This window comes from Aquamicrobium ahrensii (genome assembly GCF_040545755.1).
Taxonomy (GTDB): domain Bacteria; phylum Pseudomonadota; class Alphaproteobacteria; order Rhizobiales; family Rhizobiaceae; genus Mesorhizobium; species Mesorhizobium ahrensii.
On sequence record NZ_JBEPMN010000002.1, the window covers coordinates 371,458 to 389,995 of the forward strand.

Genomic DNA, 18,538 nt, shown 5'->3' on the forward strand with positions numbered 1-18,538 from the left:
ACATCTTGACGCAGAATATCGAGATCGAGCGCCGCGGCGCGGTGCAGATCATCCGCATGAACAGGCCGGAGAAGAAGAACGCGCTTACCCGCGCCATGTATGCCGCCATGGCCGACGCCCTGACCGGCGGCGACGCCGATCCGGCGGTGCGCGTCCATGTCTTCCTCGGCGTTCCGGGGGCGTTTTCGGCCGGCAACGACCTTGCCGATTTTCTGGCCATCGCCACCGGCGGCGAGGGCGGCAGCGAGGTGTGGGATTTCCTGCTGGCGCTGGCCGGCTCGCAAAAGCCGATCGTATCCGGCGTAGATGGCGTCGCCGTCGGCATCGGCACCACGATCAACCTGCATTGCGACCTGACCTTCGCCACGCCGCGCACCGTTTTCCGTACGCCCTTCGTCGATCTGGGCCTTGTGCCGGAAGCGGGTTCGAGCTTGCTTGCGCCGCGTTTACTGGGCCGACAGGGCGCTTTCGCGCTGCTTGGGTTGGGAGAAGGCTTTTCCGCCGAGCGCGCGCGCGATGCCGGCCTGATCTATGACGTGGTCGAAGAGGGGCGGCTGGAGGACGCGACGCTCGCCGCCGCCGAGGATATCGCCGCCAAGCCGCCGGAGGCGTTGCGGATCGCGCGCGACCTGATGCTCGGTTCGCGCGAGGAACTGAAGGAGCGCATCCGCATCGAAAGCCAGCACTTTCGCGAGCGACTGGCTTCCGACGAGGCGCGCGCGGCCCTGATGGCCTTCATGAACCGCAGGAAGGCTTGAGTTCACGCCAGCCCGTGGTCCTTCATGGCCTGCGCCTCGTCGGGTGTGATCCACGCGAAGATTTTGGGCTCGCCGCCGGCGAAATTGACGAAATAGATGTTGCGGAAAGCGATGGTTCCCGTCGCCCCGTTGCGCGGGCGAAGATAGTCGAATTCCCAGTCGGCCCGGACCATGACGTTGCAGTCGTCCAGCATTTCCACTTCGAGATTGATGATCTCGAAGCGTGTTCCGCCGCTGGCGCGATAGGCTTCGAAGCCTCGGCGCAGGATTTCCGGGAAGGAGGCGTCCTTCGCGCCACCCATAACGCCCGCCGGGCTGGCGCCGACGAAATGACCGGCGAAAGCACCGGCCAGCGCGTCTAAATCCGCGCGTTCCGGCGCATGCAGGGCCGCGTTGCTGCGCTGGCTGTAATCCCGGAAAAGCGCGCGTGCCCTGGCCTCTAGCGTACGCATCACGGATAGAGCCGCGTTTTCTCCCAACCCTCGCCTGCGCGCGAGAACACGACCCGGTCGTGCAGGCGGAAGGGGCGGTCGTGCCAGAACTCGATGGTTTGCGGCATGATGCGGAAACCGGACCAGTGAGATGGGCGCGGGATCGAGCCGACCGCATAGCGCGCAGTATATTCCGCAACCGCCTTCTCCAGTGCGAAGCGGCTTTCCAGCGGTCGCGACTGTTTCGAGGCCCATGCGCCGATACGGCTGCCGCGCGGGCGCGAGGCGTAATACTCGTCCGCTTCCGCGTCGCTGACGATTTCCACCGGCCCGCGCACGCGCACCTGCCGGCGCAATGATTTCCAGTGGAAGCACATGGCCGCCTTCATGCTGCCGAGAATCTCGCGACCCTTGGCGCTCTCGAAATTGGTGTAGAAGGTGAAGCCGCGCTCGTCGACGCCCTTGAGCAGCACCATGCGCACATCCGGCATGCCGTCCTGATCGACCGTGGCCAGAGCCACCCCGTTCGGATCGTTGACTTCGGCCTTCGAGGCGTCGTCAAGCCACTGCGCAAACAGGCGAAACGGCTCCTCCTCCTGTGTAAAGTCATGGTCTGTTAACTTCGCATCACTCATAAGTTTTTACTCGAATTCTATCTTTCACCGGAGACAGGCTATTGTGGCGAAGCGCGCAGGCTTCTGACAACCGGGTAGGCCGAAAAAGGGTCCCTGCCAGCGTCAAGGCTGTCGTGGCTGTCATGCTTCTGTCGCTCGGCGGTTGCGGCATGGGCGGCTTCAGTCTCGACAAGGCCGGGATAGACCGTTCCATCATCACCAGCAATGTGCCATCCACGAATAGCGGCACGGCCACCGATGCCGGCTTCGCCGCGGACCAGACGACGGTCCGCAACGCCGCCTCATCGGCCGATCTGGAGGAACTGGGCGGGCAGCCGGTTCTGTGGGCGAATGCCGATACGGGTTCGCGCGGCTCGATTTCGGGCATTGCTGAAACCCGGATCAAGGGGGAATTGTGTCGTGTGTTCTCCACCACGCGCGAAAGCTTCGATGGCGTGACCCTCTACAAGGGGCGCATCTGCATGTTGGGCGCCGGCGCATGGCGCATTGACGAGTTCGAGGCCGGCTGAGGAGTTTTGCACAGGGCTCTGGAATTTCTTCCTATGCGAGCGCATATAAGGCTCGACACCAGAACCGTTCGTCTAGCAGGCAGGATACATGCGCGACCCGTATGAGGTGCTGGGCGTTGCAAAAAACGCCTCAGCCAAGGAAATCAAGTCGGCCTACCGGAAGCTGGCCAAAAAGTATCACCCGGACCAGAACCCGGACGATCCCGGGGCCAAGGACCAATTCGCGGCAGCGAATCAGGCCTACGAGATCGTCGGCGACGAGAAGCAGCGCGCCGCTTATGACCGTGGCGAGATCGGCCCCGACGGAAAGCCGCGCTTCCAGGGATTCGAGGGCGCGGCCGGGGGCGATCCCTTCGCCGCGTTCAGGCGCGGACAGCAGGGGCCGGGCGGCGCGAATTTTGAGTTCCGTTCGGCCGGGCAGGGCGGCGAGGCCTTTGGCGACGACATCTTCAGCCACATATTCGGCGACGCGTTTTCTCGCCAGCAGCAGTCCGGTCAGGGTCCGTGGCCCGGTGGCGCGGACCGTCGTCGGCAGGCGCCGCGCGGTCAGGACATAAATGTCGAGCTCGGCATCACCATCGAGGAAGCGGCGACGACGCCGAAGGTGACGGCCCAGTTCCCCGACGGCCGCAAGATCGCGGTGAAGTTGCCGACCTATGTCGAGGACGGCCAGACCATACGCCTCAAGGGGCAGGGGGAGCAGGGCCATGGCGCGCCGGGCGATGCGCTGGTCAAGATCCGCTTCCTCAATCATCCGCGCTATCGTGTGGAGGGCCGCGACCTGCACGCCGATCTGCCCGTCCCGCTGCGTGACGCGGTGCTGGGCGCCAAGCTGCCTGTGGAAACGCCCACCGGCAAGCTGGCGCTCAATGTTCCGGCCTGGTCGAGCTCCGACAAGGTGCTGCGCCTGAAAGGGAAGGGTTTGCCCCACAAGTCTGGCGGGCATGGCGACCTGTATGTGCATGTGCGCGTGATGCTGCCGGAAGGCGGCGACGGCGAGCTTGAAGCGCTGATGCGCGAGCGTCGGAGCTGACCGTCGGTCGATCAGCGCGCGTTTGAGAGCTTGAAGCGCGGGTGAGCCTGTGCGATAGGGCTTGCTCCCAAGCAGACAAGTTGCGGAGAACGGTGACATGGCGGGTGGACAGGGCCTCATGGCTGGCAAGCGCGGCCTCATTCTGGGCGTCGCCAACAATCGCTCGATCGCTTTCGGCATCGCAAAGGCCTGCGTCGACAATGGCGCCGAGATCGCGCTGACCTATCAGGGCGAAGCCTTCAAGAAGCGCGTGGAGCCGCTGGCGGCGGAACTCGGCGCGCACATCGCCGGCCATTGCGACGTCACCGATCCGGCCAGCCTTGACGCGGTGTTCGAAAATGTCGCGGCGCATTTCGGCAAGGTCGATTTCGTCGTCCACGCCATAGCCTTCTCCGACAAGGAGGAACTGGATGGCCGCTACGTCGACACCACCCGCGCCAACTTCAACCGCACCATGGAGATTTCGGTGTTTTCCTTCACCGACATCGCCAGGCGCGCCGAGGCCATCATGAACGATGGCGGGTCGTTGCTGACGCTGACCTACTATGGCGCGGAAAAGGTGATGCCGCATTACAACGTCATGGGTGTCGCCAAGGCCGCGCTGGAAGCCAGCGTTCGCTATCTGGCCGTTGACCTCGGCGGCCGCGGCATCCGCGTCAACGCCATTTCGGCCGGCCCGATCAAGACGCTGGCCGCCTCCGGCATCGGCGACTTCCGCTACATCCTGAAGTGGAATGAGTACAACTCGCCGCTCAAGCGCACCGTAACACCGGAAGAAGTGGGTGATTCGGGGCTTTATCTGCTGTCCGACCTGTCGCGCGGCGTCACCGGCGAAGTTCATCATGTCGATTCCGGCTACCATGTCGTCGGCATGAAGGCCGTGGACGCGCCCGACATCTCCACCGTCAAGGACTGACATCGGCCGTTCCCGCCCGGCCTTTTCGGAAGGTTTTCAAAGGACGCCGCAGATCATGCCCGCGCCTGTCTATATCGTGCGTCACGGTCAGACCGACTGGAACGCCGAGTTTCGCCTCCAGGGGCAGGCCGACATCGGTCTCAACGATCTCGGCCGCACGCAGGCTGTGGGAAACGGCCGCAGCCTGTCGCGCCTGATCGCGGAGCCGCAATTGTTCGATTTCGTCGCCAGCCCGATGGCCAGGACGCGCCACACCATGGAGCTGCTGCGTGGCGCAATGTCGCTGGAGTCCGCCGTCTACCGCATGGACGAGCGGCTCAAGGAACTGAATTTCGGTGACTGGCAGGGCTATACGGCGCAGGAACTTGAGGCGCTGCACCCCGGTTCGACGCGTGAGCGCGAACTGGCAAAGTGGGATTTCCAGCCGCCTGGCGAAGGGGCGGAAAGCTACCAGATGCTGTTGGAGCGGGTTGAGCCCGTGTTTCGCGAACTGGGCGGCCCCGCAGTCTGCGTGACCCATGGCGGCGTGATACGCGCGTTGTTCCACCTCGCCGGAGTTGCGACGAAGGAGGAGGCGTGCGCGCTCGCCATTCCGCAGGACCGCATCCTGCGCTGGCAGGCGGGCGCTCTGGAATGGCTGTGAGAACCGCCCCGGGACGCGGGGTAGGACTTACTCCGTGACCTGCATGTCGGTGATGACGTTTTCACCGTTGGTCACGTCATAGGCGATCACGACGTCCATACCGGCCTGGAGGGCGTCGACGTCCATCTCGGCATTGAGCTTGTAGGATTTACCGTCGTCCAGCGTCAGCGTCATTGCCTCCTTGTCGACCTTCCTGATCAGCCCTTCCGCCTGCTCGGCGAAGGCGGCGGTCGAGATCAGCATGAGAGCTGCGGCGGCGCCGGCAAGAATGCGCCCGGTTTTGATTGGCATGTGTCGTCCTCTTGTTTCTTGCTCCGGCTTCGGGCCGGGTGATTGCGGAGACGGGGCGATGTGAACAGAAGCAGTCCAATGTGTCAAAGCTTAGACGTGGGCCATGACGGTTTGACCACCGCAAAAAAACGCCAGCAGAGCGCCGTGCGTCCGGTCGAAGACACAAAGGACGCTCTAAAACTTTGATTGAGAAGCGGAACCATCCGAAAACCGATTCCACTTTTCGGTCCGATGCTCTAGAACGCAGGCACGATCATACCGGGATCGGGCCGCCCCGCCGGCTTCGACCCGAAGGGCAGGGTTTCCGCGATGTCTCACAACACGTTCGGCCATCTGTTCCGCGTCACTACCTGGGGCGAAAGCCATGGAGCGGCGCTCGGTTGCGTGGTTGATGGCTGTCCGCCTGGCGTCCGCTTTTCGCTGGCCGACATTCAGGGGGATCTCGACCGCCGCCGCCCCGGCCAGTCGCGCTTCGTGACGCAGCGACGCGAGCCCGATCAGGTCAAAGTGCTTTCCGGCTTCGTCTTCGACGAGGACGGCGAGACGATGATCACCACCGGCACGCCGGTGTCGATGCTGATCGAGAATGTCGACCAGCGTTCGAAGGACTATGGCGAGATCGCGCGCCAGTACCGCCCCGGCCATGCGGACTATACCTATGATGTGAAATACGGCCTGCGCGACCATCGCGGCGGCGGACGATCCTCGGCTCGGGAGACCGCCGCGCGCGTCGCCGCCGGTGCGCTCGCCCGCAAGGTGGTGCCGGGCCTCGTGGTGCGTGGCGCGCTGGTTTCCATGGGCGTGAAAGGTATCGACCGCGCCAACTGGGACTGGGATTTCATCGGTCACGAGGACAATCCGTTCTTCACGCCGGACCCTGCCTCGGTGCCGGTTTTCAGCGCCTATCTGGATGAAATCCGCAAGGCCGGATCGTCGGTCGGCGCAATTGTGGAGATCGTGGCGGAAGGCGTGCCGGCAGGACTTGGCGCGCCGCTCTACGGCAAGCTCGACCAGGACATCGCCGGCAACCTGATGTCGATCAATGCGGTCAAGGGCGTCGAGATCGGCAATGGCTTCGAGGCAGCCCGCATCACCGGCGAGGAAAACGCCGACGAGATGCGCATGGGCGACGACGGCCGTCCGGTCTTCCTGTCCAATAAGGCCGGTGGCGTCCTGGGCGGCATCTCGACCGGTGAACCGGTCGTGGCGCGCTTCGCGGTCAAGCCGACATCCTCGATCCTGACGCCGCGTCTTTCCATCGACAAGGATGGTGCTGAGGTGGAGGTGCGCACGAAAGGCCGTCACGATCCTTGCGTCGGCATCCGCGCCGTTCCGGTGGGTGAAGCCATGGTCGCCTGCGCCATCGCCGATCACTACCTGCGCCATCGGGGGCAAGTGGGGGAGTAGGGCGGCAGGGCGGCATGTTGAACCCGCCCTTGTCCGTCCTTGCCTGAACGCCTATTCCCTTATTGCCTTACTGCCAGTCCCTTGTGAGCGAAGCGAGCCTCCCATGTACGACCAGAAGAAGATCGTCGAATCCATCCGCGCCTTCGAGCGTGGCGAGATCGTTGTCGTCATGGACGATGACGGGCGTGAGAACGAGGGCGACCTGATCGTCGCCGCCGTGCATTGCACGCCCGAGAAGATGGCCTTCATCGTGCGCCACACCTCTGGCATCGTCTGCACGCCGATGCTGCGGGAAGACGCCAAGCGGCTCAATCTCGCGCCTATGGTCGCCGATAACGATTCCGCGCATACCACCGCGTTTACCGTCAGCGTCGACTTCAAGCACGGCACCACCACCGGCATTTCGGCCGACGACCGAACGCTCACCGTGCGCAACCTGGCCAACGGCAATGTCGGCCCTTCGGATTTCGTGCGACCCGGACATATCTTCCCTCTGATCGCCCGCGAGGGCGGCGTGCTGATGCGTTCCGGCCATACGGAAGCCGCTGTGGATCTGTGCAAGCTCGCCAATCTGCCGCCGGTCGGCGTCATTTCCGAACTCGTCAATGACGATGGCACGGTGATGCGCGGTCCGCAGGTTCAGGCCTTTGCCGAAGCCAACGGCCTGAAGCAGGTGTCCGTCGCCGACCTGATCGCCTATCGCCAGCGGCAGGAAACGCTGGTCGAGCGCGTCGCCTGCACCGATATCGAAACATCCGGCGGCAGGGCCAGGCTCTATGCCTACACGCTGCCGTGGGATCCGATGCAGCATCTGGCCATCGTTTTCGGCGATATTCGCGATGGTGAGGAAGTGCCGGTACGTCTCCATCCTGAAAACGTAGTGGCGGATGTGTTCGGCACGGACCGGCGGCTGGGCGATATCATGAAGACGATGGGCGCGCAGCAGCGCGGCGTCATCGTCTATCTGCGGGAAGGCTCAGTCGGCGTCGGCCAGAAGGAAACCCGAAATCGCGGCGGGGACGAGGATCATGAGGAAGCGCGCAACCGCGAGAGCGAATGGCGTGAGATCGGGTTGGGCGCGCAGATCCTGAAGGATCTGGGAATTTCCTCGATCAACCTCATCGCCTCGCGTGAGCGCCATTATGTCGGGCTGGAAGGCTTCGGCATTCGCATCGCGAAGACCGAAATCGCCTGAAAGGCTGTGGGGCGGTAAAGGCCCTGCGAAGACCGTTTCTGTTGATCGCACTTCTTCGTAAGTGCGAAAACATGGTCAATTGTCCTTCATGCCCTTATATCGGGGCATGGTCACGCGCCTCTACAGCCACCCGATCTATCTGGAGCACCTGACGCCGCCGGGGCATCCGGAGCGTCCGGACCGCCTGCGCGCCATCGAGCGCGTTCTGATGGAGGAGCCGTTCGAAGCGCTTGACCGGGTCCAGGCGCCGGAAGGCGATGCGGCGACCCTCCTTTATGCCCACCCGGAGAGCTATGTGGAGCGGCTGCGCGCCCTGACGCCGCAGGATGGCATCGCCACCATCGACGGCGACACCGTTGTCAGCCCGAAGAGCTGGCAAGCCGCCCTGACGGCGATTGGCGCTGCGAATGCGGCGGTGGATGATGTGTTTTCAGGTGCTGCAAGCAATGTCTTCGTGGCCTCGCGCCCGCCGGGCCATCATGCAGAGAAGTCCACGGCGATGGGCTTCTGTCTGTTCAACAACGCCGCGATCGCCGCCCGCCATGCGCAGAAAAAGCACGGCGCCGAGCGTGTCGCGATCGTTGACTGGGACGTCCACCACGGCAACGGCACGCAGGACATCTTCTGGGATGATCCAAGTGTTCTCTATTGCTCGACCCATCAGTTGCCGCTGTTTCCGGGCAGCGGCCGGCGCAACGAAACCGGCGCGTTCGGCAATGTCGTCAACGCGCCGCTCGCGCCGGATACGGGTTCGGAAGCGTTCCGCGAGGCCTTCGGCACCCGGATTCTGCCGCGCATCGATGATTTCGCGCCTGATCTCATCATCATCTCGGCCGGCTTCGATGCCCATCATCGTGACCCGCTGGCGGACATCAACCTGACCGAGGACGATTTCGACTGGGCGACGGGCTATTTGCTGGAACGTGCGGCACGCTATTGCGACAACCGCCTCGTGAGCCTGCTTGAAGGCGGCTACGATCTGCACGGACTGGCGTTTTCGGTTGCGGCCCATGTCGGCCGCCTGATGAAGGGATAAACGGATGGATGCATCGGCCAACGACGACGTGAAGGCCATGAGCTTCGAGCAGGCGCTCGATGCGCTGGAGAAGATCGTCGAGGATCTCGAACGCGGCGAGGTGCCGCTCGACCAGTCGATCCGCATCTATGAACGCGGCGAGGCGCTGAAGGCCCATTGCGACCGTTTGCTGAAGGCGGCCGAGGACAAGGTGGAGAAGATCAGGCTCGCACGCGATGGCAAGCCTGCCGGCGTCGAGCCGCTGGACGGAGAATAGACGCGTTACTGAATCACCGCATGAGCGGCATGAATCGCCCCGCGCAGCTTCCTTTGTAACTCTCTGTTCACGCTGCTTTTTGCCGTTTCGCTTACCCTTCTGGTTGGCCGAATCTCAACGTGGCGCTGTTAGCTCTGGCCCCGGCAAAGGGCAGGATGACAGTGAAAGCGGTTCTCTACGGTCTGGCAATTGCGATGGCGACGACGACGCACGGCGTCGCCGAGGCGCGCATCGATACCCGCATCGATGAAGCGGCGCGCGGGATCGTGGCGGCGCGGATGGGAAATTTGCGCGGCGGCCTCGCGCCCGGCGAAGAACCCGTTTTCGTCTGGCAGGAAGCAGGCCAAAAGAAGCGCGAGCCGCTCAAGGTTCTTCAATATGGCCGTTATCGTGATGACACCCGTACTGCGCCGCAAAGCAAAAAGGCGCACTGACGGCGCTTGCGTTCCCGTCCACCTTTCGCCAATGAAGGCGAATGAAGCCCGAAGCACCAGCCAGCCGGCGGCTGCGGCTCGATGAATTGCTCGTCGAGCGCGGCCTGTTCGCCAGCCGATCCCGCGCCCGCGATGCGATCGAGCGCGCAACCGTGCGCGTCGATGGCGCGCTTGCCGCGAAGCCCGGACGAGCCGTCGCCATCGACGCCGCGGTCGAGATCGCCGATCCGGCCCGCGCCTATGTCTCGCGCGCGGCGCTGAAGCTGATTGCCGGGCTCGATTGTTTCGGTTTTGATCCGGCTGGCTGCGAAGCGCTCGATATCGGCGCTTCCACGGGCGGCTTCACGCAAGTTCTGCTGGAGCGGGGCGCCGCCCATGTCACGGCGATTGATGTCGGCCATGGCCAGATGCGCGAGGAGATCGCGGCTGATCCGCGTGTGACCTCGATCGAGGGGCTGAACGCCCGCGACCTCGGCGCGGCCGATCTGGGAGATCGCAAACCGGATTTCATCGTCTCCGACGTCAGCTTCATTTCGCTGAAGATCGCCCTGCCGCCTGCCCTTGAACTTGCCGCGCCCGGTGCGCGGGTGGTGCTGCTGGTGAAACCGCAATTCGAGGCGGGCAGGCAGGCCATCGGCAAGGGCGGCCTGTTGAAGAGCCCGGATGACGGGGAGCGTGTCGCCGGGAATTTGCGCGACTGGCTGGACAGCCAGCCGGGCTGGCGGGCGCTCGGCCTGCATCCATCGCCAATCGAAGGCGGCGACGGCAACCGTGAATTCCTGCTGGGCGGGGCGAAAGACAAATGAGCGCGCGCTTCACCATCGACAGGCTGGGCGCTCAGGGCGACGGCGTAGCCAATACCGAGGCCGGGCAGGTGTTCATTCCCTTCACCCTGGCCGGGGAGGTGGTGACCGCGGCCCGTGAGCGCGACCGCGCGACGCTGATGGCGGTGCTGGAGAAGTCGCCGCTGAGGATCGAGCCTGCCTGCCGTCATTTCGGCGATTGCGGCGGCTGCGCCCTGCAACATCTGGAGGACGCGGCATATCGCGCCTGGAAGCGCGACAAACTCGTGCATGCGCTGAAGGGCGCGCGCATCGATTGCGAGGTGGACGACATCGTGCCATGCGCGCCGCATACGCGCCGCCGGGTTACGCTCAGCGCGCGCCGCAGCGAGGCCGGCTTGCTGCTCGGCTTCAATCGGCACATGTCGACGCAGATCGTGGATCTTGACGAATGTCCGATCGCGTTGCCGCAGATCGTCGGGGCGCTGGATATGCTGCGCGAACTGGGCAGCCTGATCAGCGCCACGCCAAAACCGTTTCATATGACCGTCACCATGACAGCTTCGGGACTGGACGTGGCGGCTTCCGGTTCAGGCCGCATGGGCGAGCGTCAGCGCCAGATCGCCTCCAATTTCGTCATCCATCACGGGCTGGCAAGGCTGTCGGTCGATGGCGAGATCATCATCGAGCCGAAGAAGCCGGTGATCATGTTCGGCGCTGCGGCGGTGCCTCTCCCGCCCGGCGCCTTCCTTCAGGCGACGGAACCGGCTGAGCAGACCATGACCGATCTGGTCGGCCAGCATCTGTCGCGGGCGAAAAAGGTTGCCGATCTCTTTGCGGGCTGCGGCAGTTTTGCGCTGCGGCTGGCGACGAAATCGGAGGTTCATGCGGTGGAAGGTGAGGCCACAGCCCTTGCCGCGCTGGATCGCGGGTTCCGTTATGCTCCCGGCCTCAAGCGCGTGACCTCGGAAAAGCGCGACCTGTTCCGCCGCCCGCTTACCTTCAAGGAACTGAATGCTTTCGACGGGCTGGTCTTCGATCCGCCGCGCGCCGGTGCTGAGGACCAATGCCGGCAGATCGCGCGCTCCGATGTGCCGCTGGTCGCGGCGGTGTCGTGCAATCCTGTCACTTTCGCACGCGATCTCGCCATTTTGCTTACCGGGGGTTACCGGCTCAGGCAGGTGACGCCGATCGACCAGTTCCTGTGGTCCCCGCATGTCGAGGCGGTGGCCCTTCTGGAGAAGCCCAGGAAAAGGCGATAAGCGCGCTGCGCTTGAATTGAGCGCCGATTGCGCTTATTTTGAACATAAGACGTTCAAAATATGAAAGGAGGATGCATCATGACCTCCGTGGCTCTTGAAATTCAGGCGTCACGCTTTGGCGAGAGCGGTTCGCCTTTCCTGTCGCCGAGGCGGGTGGCTGAGCTGCTCGGCGTCACGCTTTCCGAGCTGGCGGCTCTGATCGGCGTCGCCCGCAACACGCTGGCCGCCAAGAGTGGCGCGCGCAAGGTGGATGCGGCGCTGAGCCCTGTCGTGCGCATACTGGCCATGGCTGGGGAAATGTCGGGCGACGAGCGCCGCGCCGCGATCTGGTTCAAACACCAGCCCATACCCGGCTGGGCCGGCAAGACCGCCTACGATCTCGTGCGCGAGGGCAAGGCCGGCAAGGTTCTCGCCTATCTGGAGGCCGTGCGCTCCGGCGTTTATGCCTGATAGAGCGCCTCTCACCCTGTGGCGCGCCTTCGTGCCCCAATGGGCGCATCAGCCGCTGTCAGGCCAGGGAGCGGCCCGTTTCGGTGGCCGCTGGAATCCGGTCGGCGCGCCGACCATCTATGCGGCGCGGGAACTATCCACAGCCTGGGCCGAATACAATCAGGGTTTTGTCCAGCATCCGGCGCTGATCGCCCGGCTCGAACTGACGGGCGCACAGCTTGCCGACCTGACCGATGCGGAGGCGCTGGACGCGCTGGGCATAGCGCCCGCGATCCATATTTGCGAATGGCGCGACATGATGGATCGCGGCGAGGTTCCCGCCACCCATGTTCTGCGCGAGAAACTGCTGCGGCAGGGGTGGGACGGGGTGGTCTATCCGTCCTTCATGTCTCCGGGCGGCGCCTGCGTGGCGCTATGGCGCTGGAATCACAAGGGTGCGCCCGAACTCACTGTCATCGACCCGGATCACAGGCTGCCGAGATCGGCGGCCTCGTGGATGTGACGCCGTTCAGACCTGCGTCCCGCCGACCGTCATCTGGTTCATGCGCAGATGCGGCTGGCCGACGCCGACCGGCACCCACTGGCCGGCCTTGCCGCAATTGCCGATGCCGGTGTCGAGCTTCATGTCATTGCCGACCATGGTGACGCGATGCATGGCGTCGGGGCCGTTGCCGATCAGCATCGCGCCCTTGACCGGCTGCGTCACCTTGCCGTCCTCGATCATGTAGGCCTCAGTGCATCCGAACACGAACTTGCCGGAGGTGATGTCCACCTGCCCGCCGCCGAAGGACACGGCGTAGATGCCCTTCTTCACGGAGGATATGATTTCCTCGGGCGTCTTGTCGCCGGACATCATATAGGTGTTGGTCATGCGCGGCATCGGCCGGTGGGCATAGCCTTCGCGGCGTCCGTTGCCGGTCGCCTTCATGCCCATGAGGCGGGCGTTTTGCCGGTCCTGCATGTAACCGACGAGCTTGCCGTCCTCGATCAGCACATTATGGGCGCTGGGCGTGCCCTCGTCGTCCACCGTGATCGAACCGCGCCGTTCCGCAATGGTGCCGTCGTCCACCACGGTGACGCCCCTGGCTGCCACCTGTTGACCCATCAGGCCCGCGAAAGCTGAGGTTTTCTTGCGGTTGAAATCGCCTTCGAGCCCATGCCCGACCGCCTCGTGCAGCATCACGCCCGGCCAGCCGTTGGCGAGCACGATGTCGAAAGCGCCGGCAGGGGCGGGAACCGCTTCGAGATTGACGAGCGCCTGCCGCAAGGCTTCGCCGGCGGCATGTTTCCAATTCTCTTCCGTGAGGAATTCACCGAAATCCCTGCGGCCGCCCGTGCCGTAGGAGCCGCTTTCCTGACGGTCGCCGTCACCGACCACGACCGCCACGTTCATGCGCACCAGCGGACGGATGTCGCGCACAACCTGCCCATCGCCACGCAGGATTTCCACATGCTGCCATGACGAGGCGAGCGACGCCGTCACCTGCCGCACGCGCGGATCGGCGGCGCGCAGCCAGCCGTCGATCTCCTGCAAAAGCTTCGCCTTGGCTTCGAAGCCCGGCGTGGGGATAGGATTCTCGTCGGAGTAAAGGCGGTGATTGGTGTGGGCGGGCGCATCGGCAAGCGTGCCTTCATGGCCGTTTTTCACGGTTGCGACCGCGTCTGTGGCGCGCAGGAGCGCGGCACGGGAAAGCTCGCTCGAATGGGCGTAGCCCACCGCCTCGCCTGCAACCGCGCGCAGGCCAAAGCCGCGATCGGTGTTGAAATTTGCGGTCTTGAGCCGGCCATTGTCGAACATCAGCGATTCGCTTTCGCTGTGTTCGAGGAAAAGTTCGCCATCGTCCGCGCCGTGCAGCGTGTCGGCGACGAGCGTTCGGATATGATCCTCGGAAATGTCGAACTGGGAAAGCAGGCTGGTCATGACATGTCCTCGAGCGAGAGCATCGGCCCGGAAAATGACGCCCGGTTTTCAGGGCGATCCGATGCTTGAACAAAAAGGTCTCGCCGCCATGTAAGCGCGCGAGACCCGTTCGGCAATGAGGGGAGGGCTAAGAACCGACCGAAGCGCCGGCTCAGGGCAGCGCTGCGAAACCGTCCGCGAAGCCTTTTAGATCGACCGGGATGCCGATGCCTTCTTCCGGCGTCTGGAAGATGATGAAGGTCGCCGACGCGCCTGCCTTGAGCGTATCCAGGAGCTGCTTTTCAAGGATCACCTCGGCATAGCAGCCGTCCTGGAAGCAGCGCACGAAATAGGCGCGGCCGATGTCCTTGCCGTCGACATTGAGACCGAGGCCGTTGGGCAGAAGCACGCCGAGCGGAGCCAGCACGCGCAGGATTTCAGCCTTGTTGTCGGCCGTGCGCAGCACGACGACAGACAGACCCATTTCCGGCCTGTCCTCGGCGACCACATTCTGCATCATTACGCATTGTTCGGCGGTCGCGCCCGGGGGCGTGTCGCAGATCACCGACCACGCGCCATGGGTCGAGCGAACCGTGCCGTTCTGCTGCGCAAGGGCTAAGCCCGAAACTGACATCACCCCCAGCAAGGCGGCGAGGAAGGTGACCTTCGCCAAGGTTCCCGAAACCCAAGACTTCATGACGGCTCCACTGCGAATCGCCTCACTTTAAGCCGCACATGCGCGGAGCGGAAGGACGCGAACGCGCCCAATTGCTTCCGGCGGCGGCAATAATGCGGTTTTTGCACCTCTATTTTGCCCGTGCGGCCAGCCCGGGGCAAGAATGCGCTTACATCAAGGCCGGCATATTGCTGCGATGCCGCGCGCAAAAATGCCGCATGGATGAGCCCGGTCCTTCCTTGCGGAGGGAAACAGAGTATGGTTTGAACCACCATCGACTGTCCGGGATTCCCGTTCCGGCATCAATTGGATTATTCTCGCGTTGGATGCGTGAGCAAGGGAGATGATAAGGGCGATGAAAAGATTCATTGCAGGGGGAATCGGCGCCGCTGCCGCATTGCTTTCCGCAGCGTCCGTCTGGGCGGCGCAGCCGTCGGACTGGGAATACAGGTTCCAGCCTGCCGCAACCGATATCATGCAGCAGATCGCCTGGTTCGAGGGCTATACGCTCGCCTTCATCATTCCGGTCACGCTTCTGGTTCTGGTGCTGCTCGGCTATTGCATCGTGAGGTTTCGTGCGAGCGCCAACCCGGTGCCCTCCCGCACCAGCCACAACACCGTGATCGAGGTGATCTGGACCGTCGGGCCGGTGCTGATCCTGCTGTTGCTGGCCGTGCCGTCCTTCCAGTTGCTCACCAACCAGTACACTCCGCCTGAGGAAGCCCAGCTGACCATCAAGGCGACGGCAAACCAGTGGAACTGGGATTACGAGTACCAGACCGACGACGCGCTCTCGTTCAACTCGGCCATGTTGCAGGAAGATGACCGCGCCGCTTCCGGCAAGGAGGACAAGTCCGTCTATCCGCGCCTGCTTGCGGTCGACAACGAAATGGTGGTGCCCGCCAACACTATGATTCGTGTGCTCGTCACGGCTTCCGACGTCATTCATGCCTTCGCTGTGCCGTCCTTCGGCATCAAGAGCGACGCTGTGCCCGGCCGCCTGAGCGAGGTCTGGTTCAAGGTCGAGAAGGAAGGCTTCTATTACGGGCAGTGTTCCGAGCTTTGCGGCAAGGATCACGCCTTCATGCCGATCGCCGTTCGTGTCGTTGCTCCTGAGCAATATGAAAGCTGGCTGGCGGCAGCCAAGGGCGATCTTCCCGCCGCCAACAAGGCGCTGACCGCCCAGATCGAGGCGGCCGGCAAACTGGCCGCTGCAAACTGAGCCCGCAACCCAGGTATTCAAGGTAACGGAGCCGAAAATGGCACATGCTGAAACACATGACGATCACCACGCTCCGCGTGGCTGGGTTCGCTGGGTCTATTCGACCAATCACAAGGACATCGGCACCCTCTATCTGATCTTCGCGATCATTTCGGGTATCATCGGCGGCGTCATGTCGATCATGATGCGCTGGGAGCTGGCCGAGCCGGGTATCCAGATCTTCCACGGTCTCGCTTCCATGGTCTATGGCGTCGAAGGCGCGGCCGCGCTGGACGCCGGCAAGCACATGTTCAACGTGTTCACCACCATGCACGCGCTGATCATGATCTTCTTCATGGTCATGCCGGCGCTTATCGGCGGCTTCGCCAACTGGATGATCCCGATCATGATCGGCGCGCCGGACATGGCGTTTCCGCGCATGAACAACATCTCCTTCTGGCTGTTGCCTCCGGCGCTCATCCTGCTGCTGATCTCGTTCTTCGTGCCGAGCGCCCCGGGTGCGCACGGCATTGGCGGCGGCTGGACCATGTATCCGCCGTTCTCGACTTCCGGCCAGCCGGGGCCTGCGATGGACTTCGCCATCTTCTCGGTCCACATCGCCGGCGTGTCCTCCATCCTGGGGGCCATCAACTTCATCACCACCATCTTCAACATGCGCGCTCCTGGCATGACCATGCACAAGATGCCGCTGTTCGCGTGGTCGGTGCTGATCACCGCCTTCCTGCTGCTTCTGTCGCTCCCGGTTCTGGCCGGCGGCATCACCATGCTGCTGACGGACCGTAATTTCGACACGGCTTTCTTCAATCCGGAAGGCGGCGGAGATCCGATCCTGTACCAGCACCTGTTCTGGTTCTTCGGTCATCCCGAGGTCTACATCCTGATTCTGCCGGGCTTCGGCATCGTCAGCCACATCGTGTCGACCTTCTCGCGCAAGCCGGTGTTCGGTTATCTCGGCATGGCCTACGCCATGGTCGCGATCGGCGCCGTTGGTTTCGTCGTGTGGGCGCACCACATGTTCACCTCCGGCATCTCGCTGAACGCCCAGCGTTACTTCACCTTCGCCACGATGGTCATCGCGGTGCCCACCGGCATCAAGATTTTCTCGTGGATCGCGACGATGTGGGGCGGCTCGATCACCTTCCGCACCCCCCTGCTATGGGCGATCGGCTTCATCTTCCTGTTCACTGTGGGCGGGGTGACCGGCGTCCAGCTCGCCAATGCCGGCCTCGATCGCATGTACCACGACACGTATTATGTGGTGGCGCACTTCCACTACGTATTGTCGCTGGGCGCCGTGTTCGCGATCTTTGCGGCCTGGTATTACTGGTTCCCGAAGATGACCGGCTACATGTACTCGCCGAAGATCGCCGACCTTCATTTCTGGGTCACGTTCATCAGCGTCAATGTGGTGTTCTTCCCGCAGCATTTCCTGGGTCTGGCCGGCATGCCGCGCCGCTATATCGACTACCCGGACGCTTATGCGGGCTGGAACATGGTGTCGTCCTACGGCTCCTATTTCGCGGGCATCGGCGTGCTGATCTTCCTGTTCGGCGTGTTCGAGGCCTTCCAGAAGAAGCGTGTCGCCGGGGCCAACCCGTGGGGCGAGGGCGCCACCACCCTCGAATGGCAGCTGCCTTCGCCGCCGCCTTACCACCAGTGGGAGCAACTGCCCCGCATCCGGTGATACGGACCTGAATGCGAACCGCCGGCTCCGGCCGGCGGTTTGGCCACACGGAATTGATCGGACGTTGAGTACGCATGGCCCTGATCGACAGACATATTGACGATGCGCCGGTTCGCATGTCGGAAGCGACGCCTGGCGACTATATCGCGCTGCTGAAGCCACGCGTTATGTCGCTGGTCGTGTTCACCGCGGTTGTGGGCCTTGTCGCCGCGCCGGGGCCGATGAACCCGCTGCTCGCCGTCATCGCCATTCTGGCGATCGCCATCGGTGCGGGCGCGTCCGGCGCGCTCAACATGTGGTACGACGCCGATATCGACAAGGTCATGAGCCGCACCGCCAAGCGTCCGGTGCCGGCCGGTCGCGTCACGCCCGGGGAGGCGCTCGGTTTCGGCCTCGTGCTTTCGGTTTTGTCGGTGATGACCCTTGGCGTGCTGGTCAACTGGCTGTCGGCGTCGCTGCTCGCCTTCACCATCTTCTTCTATGCCGTCATCTACACCATGTGGCTGAAGCGCTGGACGCCGCAGAACATCGTCATCGGCGGTGCTTCCGGCTCTTTCCCGCCCATGATCGGCTGGGCTGCCGCAACCGGCAATATCAGCCTGGAAAGCGTCATCCTCTTCCTCATCATCTTCCTGTGGACGCCGCCGCATTTCTGGGCGCTGGCCCTGTTCAAGTCCGGCGACTATGAGCGCGCGGGAATTCCGATGATGCCCAACGTGGCCGGCCATGCATCGACACGCCGCCAGATTTTCGCCTACGCGCTGCTGCTTGCGCCGATCGGCGTGGCGCCGTGGTTGCTGGGCTACACGACGCTCTTCTACGGAGCTGTGTCGCTCGCATTGGGCTTCGGCTTCGTGTGGTATGCGTGGAAGGTGCTGGCGATGTCCGACGAGGACAAGGTCATGGCGCCTGCAAAGTCCCTGTTCGGGTTCTCGCTGGTCTATCTTTTCGTGATCTTCGCCGCCTATCTCGGTGACAGGCTTATCGCCCATCTGATGGGCCTCGGAGCGTGAGCGCC

General features: G+C 63.5%; 22 protein-coding genes. 17 read left to right on the top strand and 5 right to left on the bottom strand.

All coding sequences use genetic code 11. From position 1 onward, the window contains the following. Positions 1–5 precede the first annotated feature (5 nt). Positions 6–758 carry a crotonase/enoyl-CoA hydratase family protein gene (locus tag ABID44_RS04635; RefSeq protein ID WP_354150503.1) on the top strand — a complete coding sequence of 251 codons (753 nt, stop codon included), beginning with the start codon at positions 6–8 and terminating at the stop codon, positions 756–758. 2 nt (positions 759–760) lie between these two features. On the opposite strand, the gene ABID44_RS04640 is transcribed toward ABID44_RS04635, so the two are convergent. Both ABID44_RS04640 and pdxH read right to left on the bottom strand, forming a co-directional pair. Continuing rightward, positions 761–1,213, bottom strand: a complete 453-nt coding sequence (locus tag ABID44_RS04640; protein ID WP_354150504.1) for a hypothetical protein — start codon at positions 1,211–1,213, stop codon at positions 761–763. Continuing rightward, on the bottom strand, positions 1,210–1,824 hold the full coding sequence (pdxH, locus tag ABID44_RS04645) for a pyridoxamine 5'-phosphate oxidase (RefSeq protein ID WP_354150505.1): 615 nt from the start codon (positions 1,822–1,824) through the stop codon (positions 1,210–1,212). Before pdxH ends, ABID44_RS04640 begins: the two co-directional genes overlap by 4 nt. A 122-nt stretch (positions 1,825–1,946) precedes the next feature. Here pdxH and ABID44_RS04650 point away from each other — a divergent pair, with 122 nt between their 5' ends. The 4 genes from ABID44_RS04650 to ABID44_RS04665 all read left to right on the top strand — a co-directional run bounded on the left by ABID44_RS04650 (position 1,947) and on the right by ABID44_RS04665 (position 4,925). Then, complete coding sequence (locus ABID44_RS04650; protein WP_354150596.1) at positions 1,947–2,333, top strand: RT0821/Lpp0805 family surface protein; 387 nt, start codon at positions 1,947–1,949, stop codon at positions 2,331–2,333. Between the two features lie 88 nt (positions 2,334–2,421). Continuing rightward, positions 2,422–3,366: a DnaJ C-terminal domain-containing protein gene (locus tag ABID44_RS04655; RefSeq protein ID WP_354150506.1), complete on the top strand. Its 945-nt coding sequence runs from the start codon at positions 2,422–2,424 to the stop codon at positions 3,364–3,366. 97 nt (positions 3,367–3,463) lie between these two features. Then, positions 3,464–4,282 carry an enoyl-ACP reductase FabI gene (fabI, locus tag ABID44_RS04660; protein ID WP_354150507.1) on the top strand — a complete coding sequence of 273 codons (819 nt, stop codon included), beginning with the start codon at positions 3,464–3,466 and terminating at the stop codon, positions 4,280–4,282. Between the two features lie 55 nt (positions 4,283–4,337). After that, a complete protein-coding gene (locus tag ABID44_RS04665; RefSeq protein ID WP_354150508.1) occupies positions 4,338–4,925 on the top strand; it encodes a histidine phosphatase family protein in 588 nt (195 codons plus the stop codon). 27 nt (positions 4,926–4,952) lie between these two features. On the opposite strand, the gene ABID44_RS04670 is transcribed toward ABID44_RS04665, so the two are convergent. After that, positions 4,953–5,216, bottom strand: coding sequence for a DUF1344 domain-containing protein (locus ABID44_RS04670; RefSeq protein WP_354150509.1), 264 nt, complete (start codon positions 5,214–5,216; stop codon positions 4,953–4,955). A gap of 309 nt (positions 5,217–5,525) precedes the next feature. On the opposite strand from ABID44_RS04670, the gene aroC reads away from it, so the two are divergent. The 9 genes from aroC (at position 5,526) to ABID44_RS04715 (ending at position 12,540) form a co-directional block, all read left to right on the top strand. Then, complete coding sequence (gene aroC, locus ABID44_RS04675) at positions 5,526–6,623, top strand: chorismate synthase (protein WP_354150510.1); 1,098 nt, start codon at positions 5,526–5,528, stop codon at positions 6,621–6,623. A gap of 103 nt (positions 6,624–6,726) precedes the next feature. After that, positions 6,727–7,818 (top strand): 3,4-dihydroxy-2-butanone-4-phosphate synthase, encoded by a 1,092-nt coding sequence (gene ribB, locus ABID44_RS04680; RefSeq protein WP_354150511.1) that lies wholly within the window; start codon positions 6,727–6,729, stop codon positions 7,816–7,818. A 106-nt stretch (positions 7,819–7,924) separates the two neighbouring features. Further along, positions 7,925–8,854 carry a histone deacetylase family protein gene (locus ABID44_RS04685; protein WP_354150597.1) on the top strand — a complete coding sequence of 310 codons (930 nt, stop codon included), beginning with the start codon at positions 7,925–7,927 and terminating at the stop codon, positions 8,852–8,854. A 4-nt stretch (positions 8,855–8,858) separates the two neighbouring features. Further along, positions 8,859–9,110 carry an exodeoxyribonuclease VII small subunit gene (locus tag ABID44_RS04690; RefSeq protein WP_354150512.1) on the top strand — a complete coding sequence of 84 codons (252 nt, stop codon included), beginning with the start codon at positions 8,859–8,861 and terminating at the stop codon, positions 9,108–9,110. Positions 9,111–9,271: 161 nt separating this feature from the next. Then, the gene (locus ABID44_RS04695) at positions 9,272–9,544 is read left to right on the top strand and encodes a hypothetical protein (protein ID WP_354150513.1); all 273 of its coding nucleotides are present in this window, start codon (positions 9,272–9,274) and stop codon (positions 9,542–9,544) included. A gap of 41 nt (positions 9,545–9,585) precedes the next feature. Further along, positions 9,586–10,350, top strand: a complete 765-nt coding sequence (locus ABID44_RS04700; protein WP_354150514.1) for a TlyA family RNA methyltransferase — start codon at positions 9,586–9,588, stop codon at positions 10,348–10,350. After that, positions 10,347–11,588, top strand: a complete 1,242-nt coding sequence (locus ABID44_RS04705) for a class I SAM-dependent RNA methyltransferase (protein WP_354150515.1) — start codon at positions 10,347–10,349, stop codon at positions 11,586–11,588. Before ABID44_RS04700 ends, ABID44_RS04705 begins: the two co-directional genes overlap by 4 nt. Before the next feature lie 78 nt (positions 11,589–11,666). After that, positions 11,667–12,038, top strand: coding sequence for an antitoxin Xre/MbcA/ParS toxin-binding domain-containing protein (locus ABID44_RS04710; RefSeq protein ID WP_354150516.1), 372 nt, complete (start codon positions 11,667–11,669; stop codon positions 12,036–12,038). Further along, entirely contained in the window at positions 12,031–12,540 is a 510-nt protein-coding gene (locus ABID44_RS04715) for an RES family NAD+ phosphorylase (RefSeq protein ID WP_354150517.1), read from the top strand. Before ABID44_RS04710 ends, ABID44_RS04715 begins: the two co-directional genes overlap by 8 nt. 6 nt (positions 12,541–12,546) lie before the next feature. Here the strand turns inward: ABID44_RS04715 and tldD are convergent, their stop codons facing one another. Together tldD and ABID44_RS04725 are read right to left on the bottom strand one after the other, a co-directional pair. Then, the gene (tldD, locus tag ABID44_RS04720) at positions 12,547–13,959 is read right to left on the bottom strand and encodes a metalloprotease TldD (protein WP_354150518.1); all 1,413 of its coding nucleotides are present in this window, start codon (positions 13,957–13,959) and stop codon (positions 12,547–12,549) included. 151 nt (positions 13,960–14,110) lie between these two features. Continuing rightward, on the bottom strand, positions 14,111–14,635 hold the full coding sequence (locus tag ABID44_RS04725; protein ID WP_354150519.1) for an invasion associated locus B family protein: 525 nt from the start codon (positions 14,633–14,635) through the stop codon (positions 14,111–14,113). Between the two features lie 334 nt (positions 14,636–14,969). Here ABID44_RS04725 and coxB point away from each other — a divergent pair, with 334 nt between their 5' ends. The 3 genes from coxB to ABID44_RS04740 all read left to right on the top strand — a co-directional run bounded on the left by coxB (position 14,970) and on the right by ABID44_RS04740 (position 18,533). Further along, the gene (gene coxB, locus ABID44_RS04730; protein WP_354150520.1) at positions 14,970–15,836 is read left to right on the top strand and encodes a cytochrome c oxidase subunit II; all 867 of its coding nucleotides are present in this window, start codon (positions 14,970–14,972) and stop codon (positions 15,834–15,836) included. Between the two features lie 37 nt (positions 15,837–15,873). Further along, positions 15,874–17,520 (top strand): cytochrome c oxidase subunit I, encoded by a 1,647-nt coding sequence (gene ctaD, locus ABID44_RS04735; RefSeq protein WP_354150521.1) that lies wholly within the window; start codon positions 15,874–15,876, stop codon positions 17,518–17,520. Between the two features lie 74 nt (positions 17,521–17,594). After that, the gene (locus ABID44_RS04740; protein WP_354150522.1) at positions 17,595–18,533 is read left to right on the top strand and encodes a heme o synthase; all 939 of its coding nucleotides are present in this window, start codon (positions 17,595–17,597) and stop codon (positions 18,531–18,533) included. Positions 18,534–18,538: the final 5 nt, after the last annotated feature.

Bases quoted from the DNA above. Each gene is read 5' to 3' on its own strand.
- tldD (WP_354150518.1), bottom strand. From the start codon at position 13,959: ATGACCAGCCTGCTTTCCCAGTTCGACATTTCCGAGGATCATATCCGA.
- ABID44_RS04650 (WP_354150596.1), top strand. From the start codon at position 1,947: ATGCTTCTGTCGCTCGGCGGTTGCGGCATGGGCGGCTTCAGTCTCGAC.
- coxB (WP_354150520.1), top strand. From the start codon at position 14,970: ATGAAAAGATTCATTGCAGGGGGAATCGGCGCCGCTGCCGCATTGCTT.
- ABID44_RS04705 (WP_354150515.1), top strand. From the start codon at position 10,347: ATGAGCGCGCGCTTCACCATCGACAGGCTGGGCGCTCAGGGCGACGGC.
- ctaD (WP_354150521.1), top strand. From the start codon at position 15,874: ATGGCACATGCTGAAACACATGACGATCACCACGCTCCGCGTGGCTGG.
- fabI (WP_354150507.1), top strand. From the start codon at position 3,464: ATGGCGGGTGGACAGGGCCTCATGGCTGGCAAGCGCGGCCTCATTCTG.
- ribB (WP_354150511.1), top strand. From the start codon at position 6,727: ATGTACGACCAGAAGAAGATCGTCGAATCCATCCGCGCCTTCGAGCGT.
- ABID44_RS04665 (WP_354150508.1), top strand. From the start codon at position 4,338: ATGCCCGCGCCTGTCTATATCGTGCGTCACGGTCAGACCGACTGGAAC.
- ABID44_RS04655 (WP_354150506.1), top strand. From the start codon at position 2,422: ATGCGCGACCCGTATGAGGTGCTGGGCGTTGCAAAAAACGCCTCAGCC.
- aroC (WP_354150510.1), top strand. From the start codon at position 5,526: ATGTCTCACAACACGTTCGGCCATCTGTTCCGCGTCACTACCTGGGGC.
- ABID44_RS04700 (WP_354150514.1), top strand. From the start codon at position 9,586: ATGAAGCCCGAAGCACCAGCCAGCCGGCGGCTGCGGCTCGATGAATTG.
- ABID44_RS04725 (WP_354150519.1), bottom strand. From the start codon at position 14,635: ATGAAGTCTTGGGTTTCGGGAACCTTGGCGAAGGTCACCTTCCTCGCC.
- ABID44_RS04685 (WP_354150597.1), top strand. From the start codon at position 7,925: ATGGTCACGCGCCTCTACAGCCACCCGATCTATCTGGAGCACCTGACG.
- ABID44_RS04740 (WP_354150522.1), top strand. From the start codon at position 17,595: ATGGCCCTGATCGACAGACATATTGACGATGCGCCGGTTCGCATGTCG.
- ABID44_RS04690 (WP_354150512.1), top strand. From the start codon at position 8,859: ATGGATGCATCGGCCAACGACGACGTGAAGGCCATGAGCTTCGAGCAG.
- ABID44_RS04715 (WP_354150517.1), top strand. From the start codon at position 12,031: ATGCCTGATAGAGCGCCTCTCACCCTGTGGCGCGCCTTCGTGCCCCAA.
- pdxH (WP_354150505.1), bottom strand. From the start codon at position 1,824: ATGAGTGATGCGAAGTTAACAGACCATGACTTTACACAGGAGGAGGAG.
- ABID44_RS04710 (WP_354150516.1), top strand. From the start codon at position 11,667: ATGACCTCCGTGGCTCTTGAAATTCAGGCGTCACGCTTTGGCGAGAGC.
- ABID44_RS04670 (WP_354150509.1), bottom strand. From the start codon at position 5,216: ATGCCAATCAAAACCGGGCGCATTCTTGCCGGCGCCGCCGCAGCTCTC.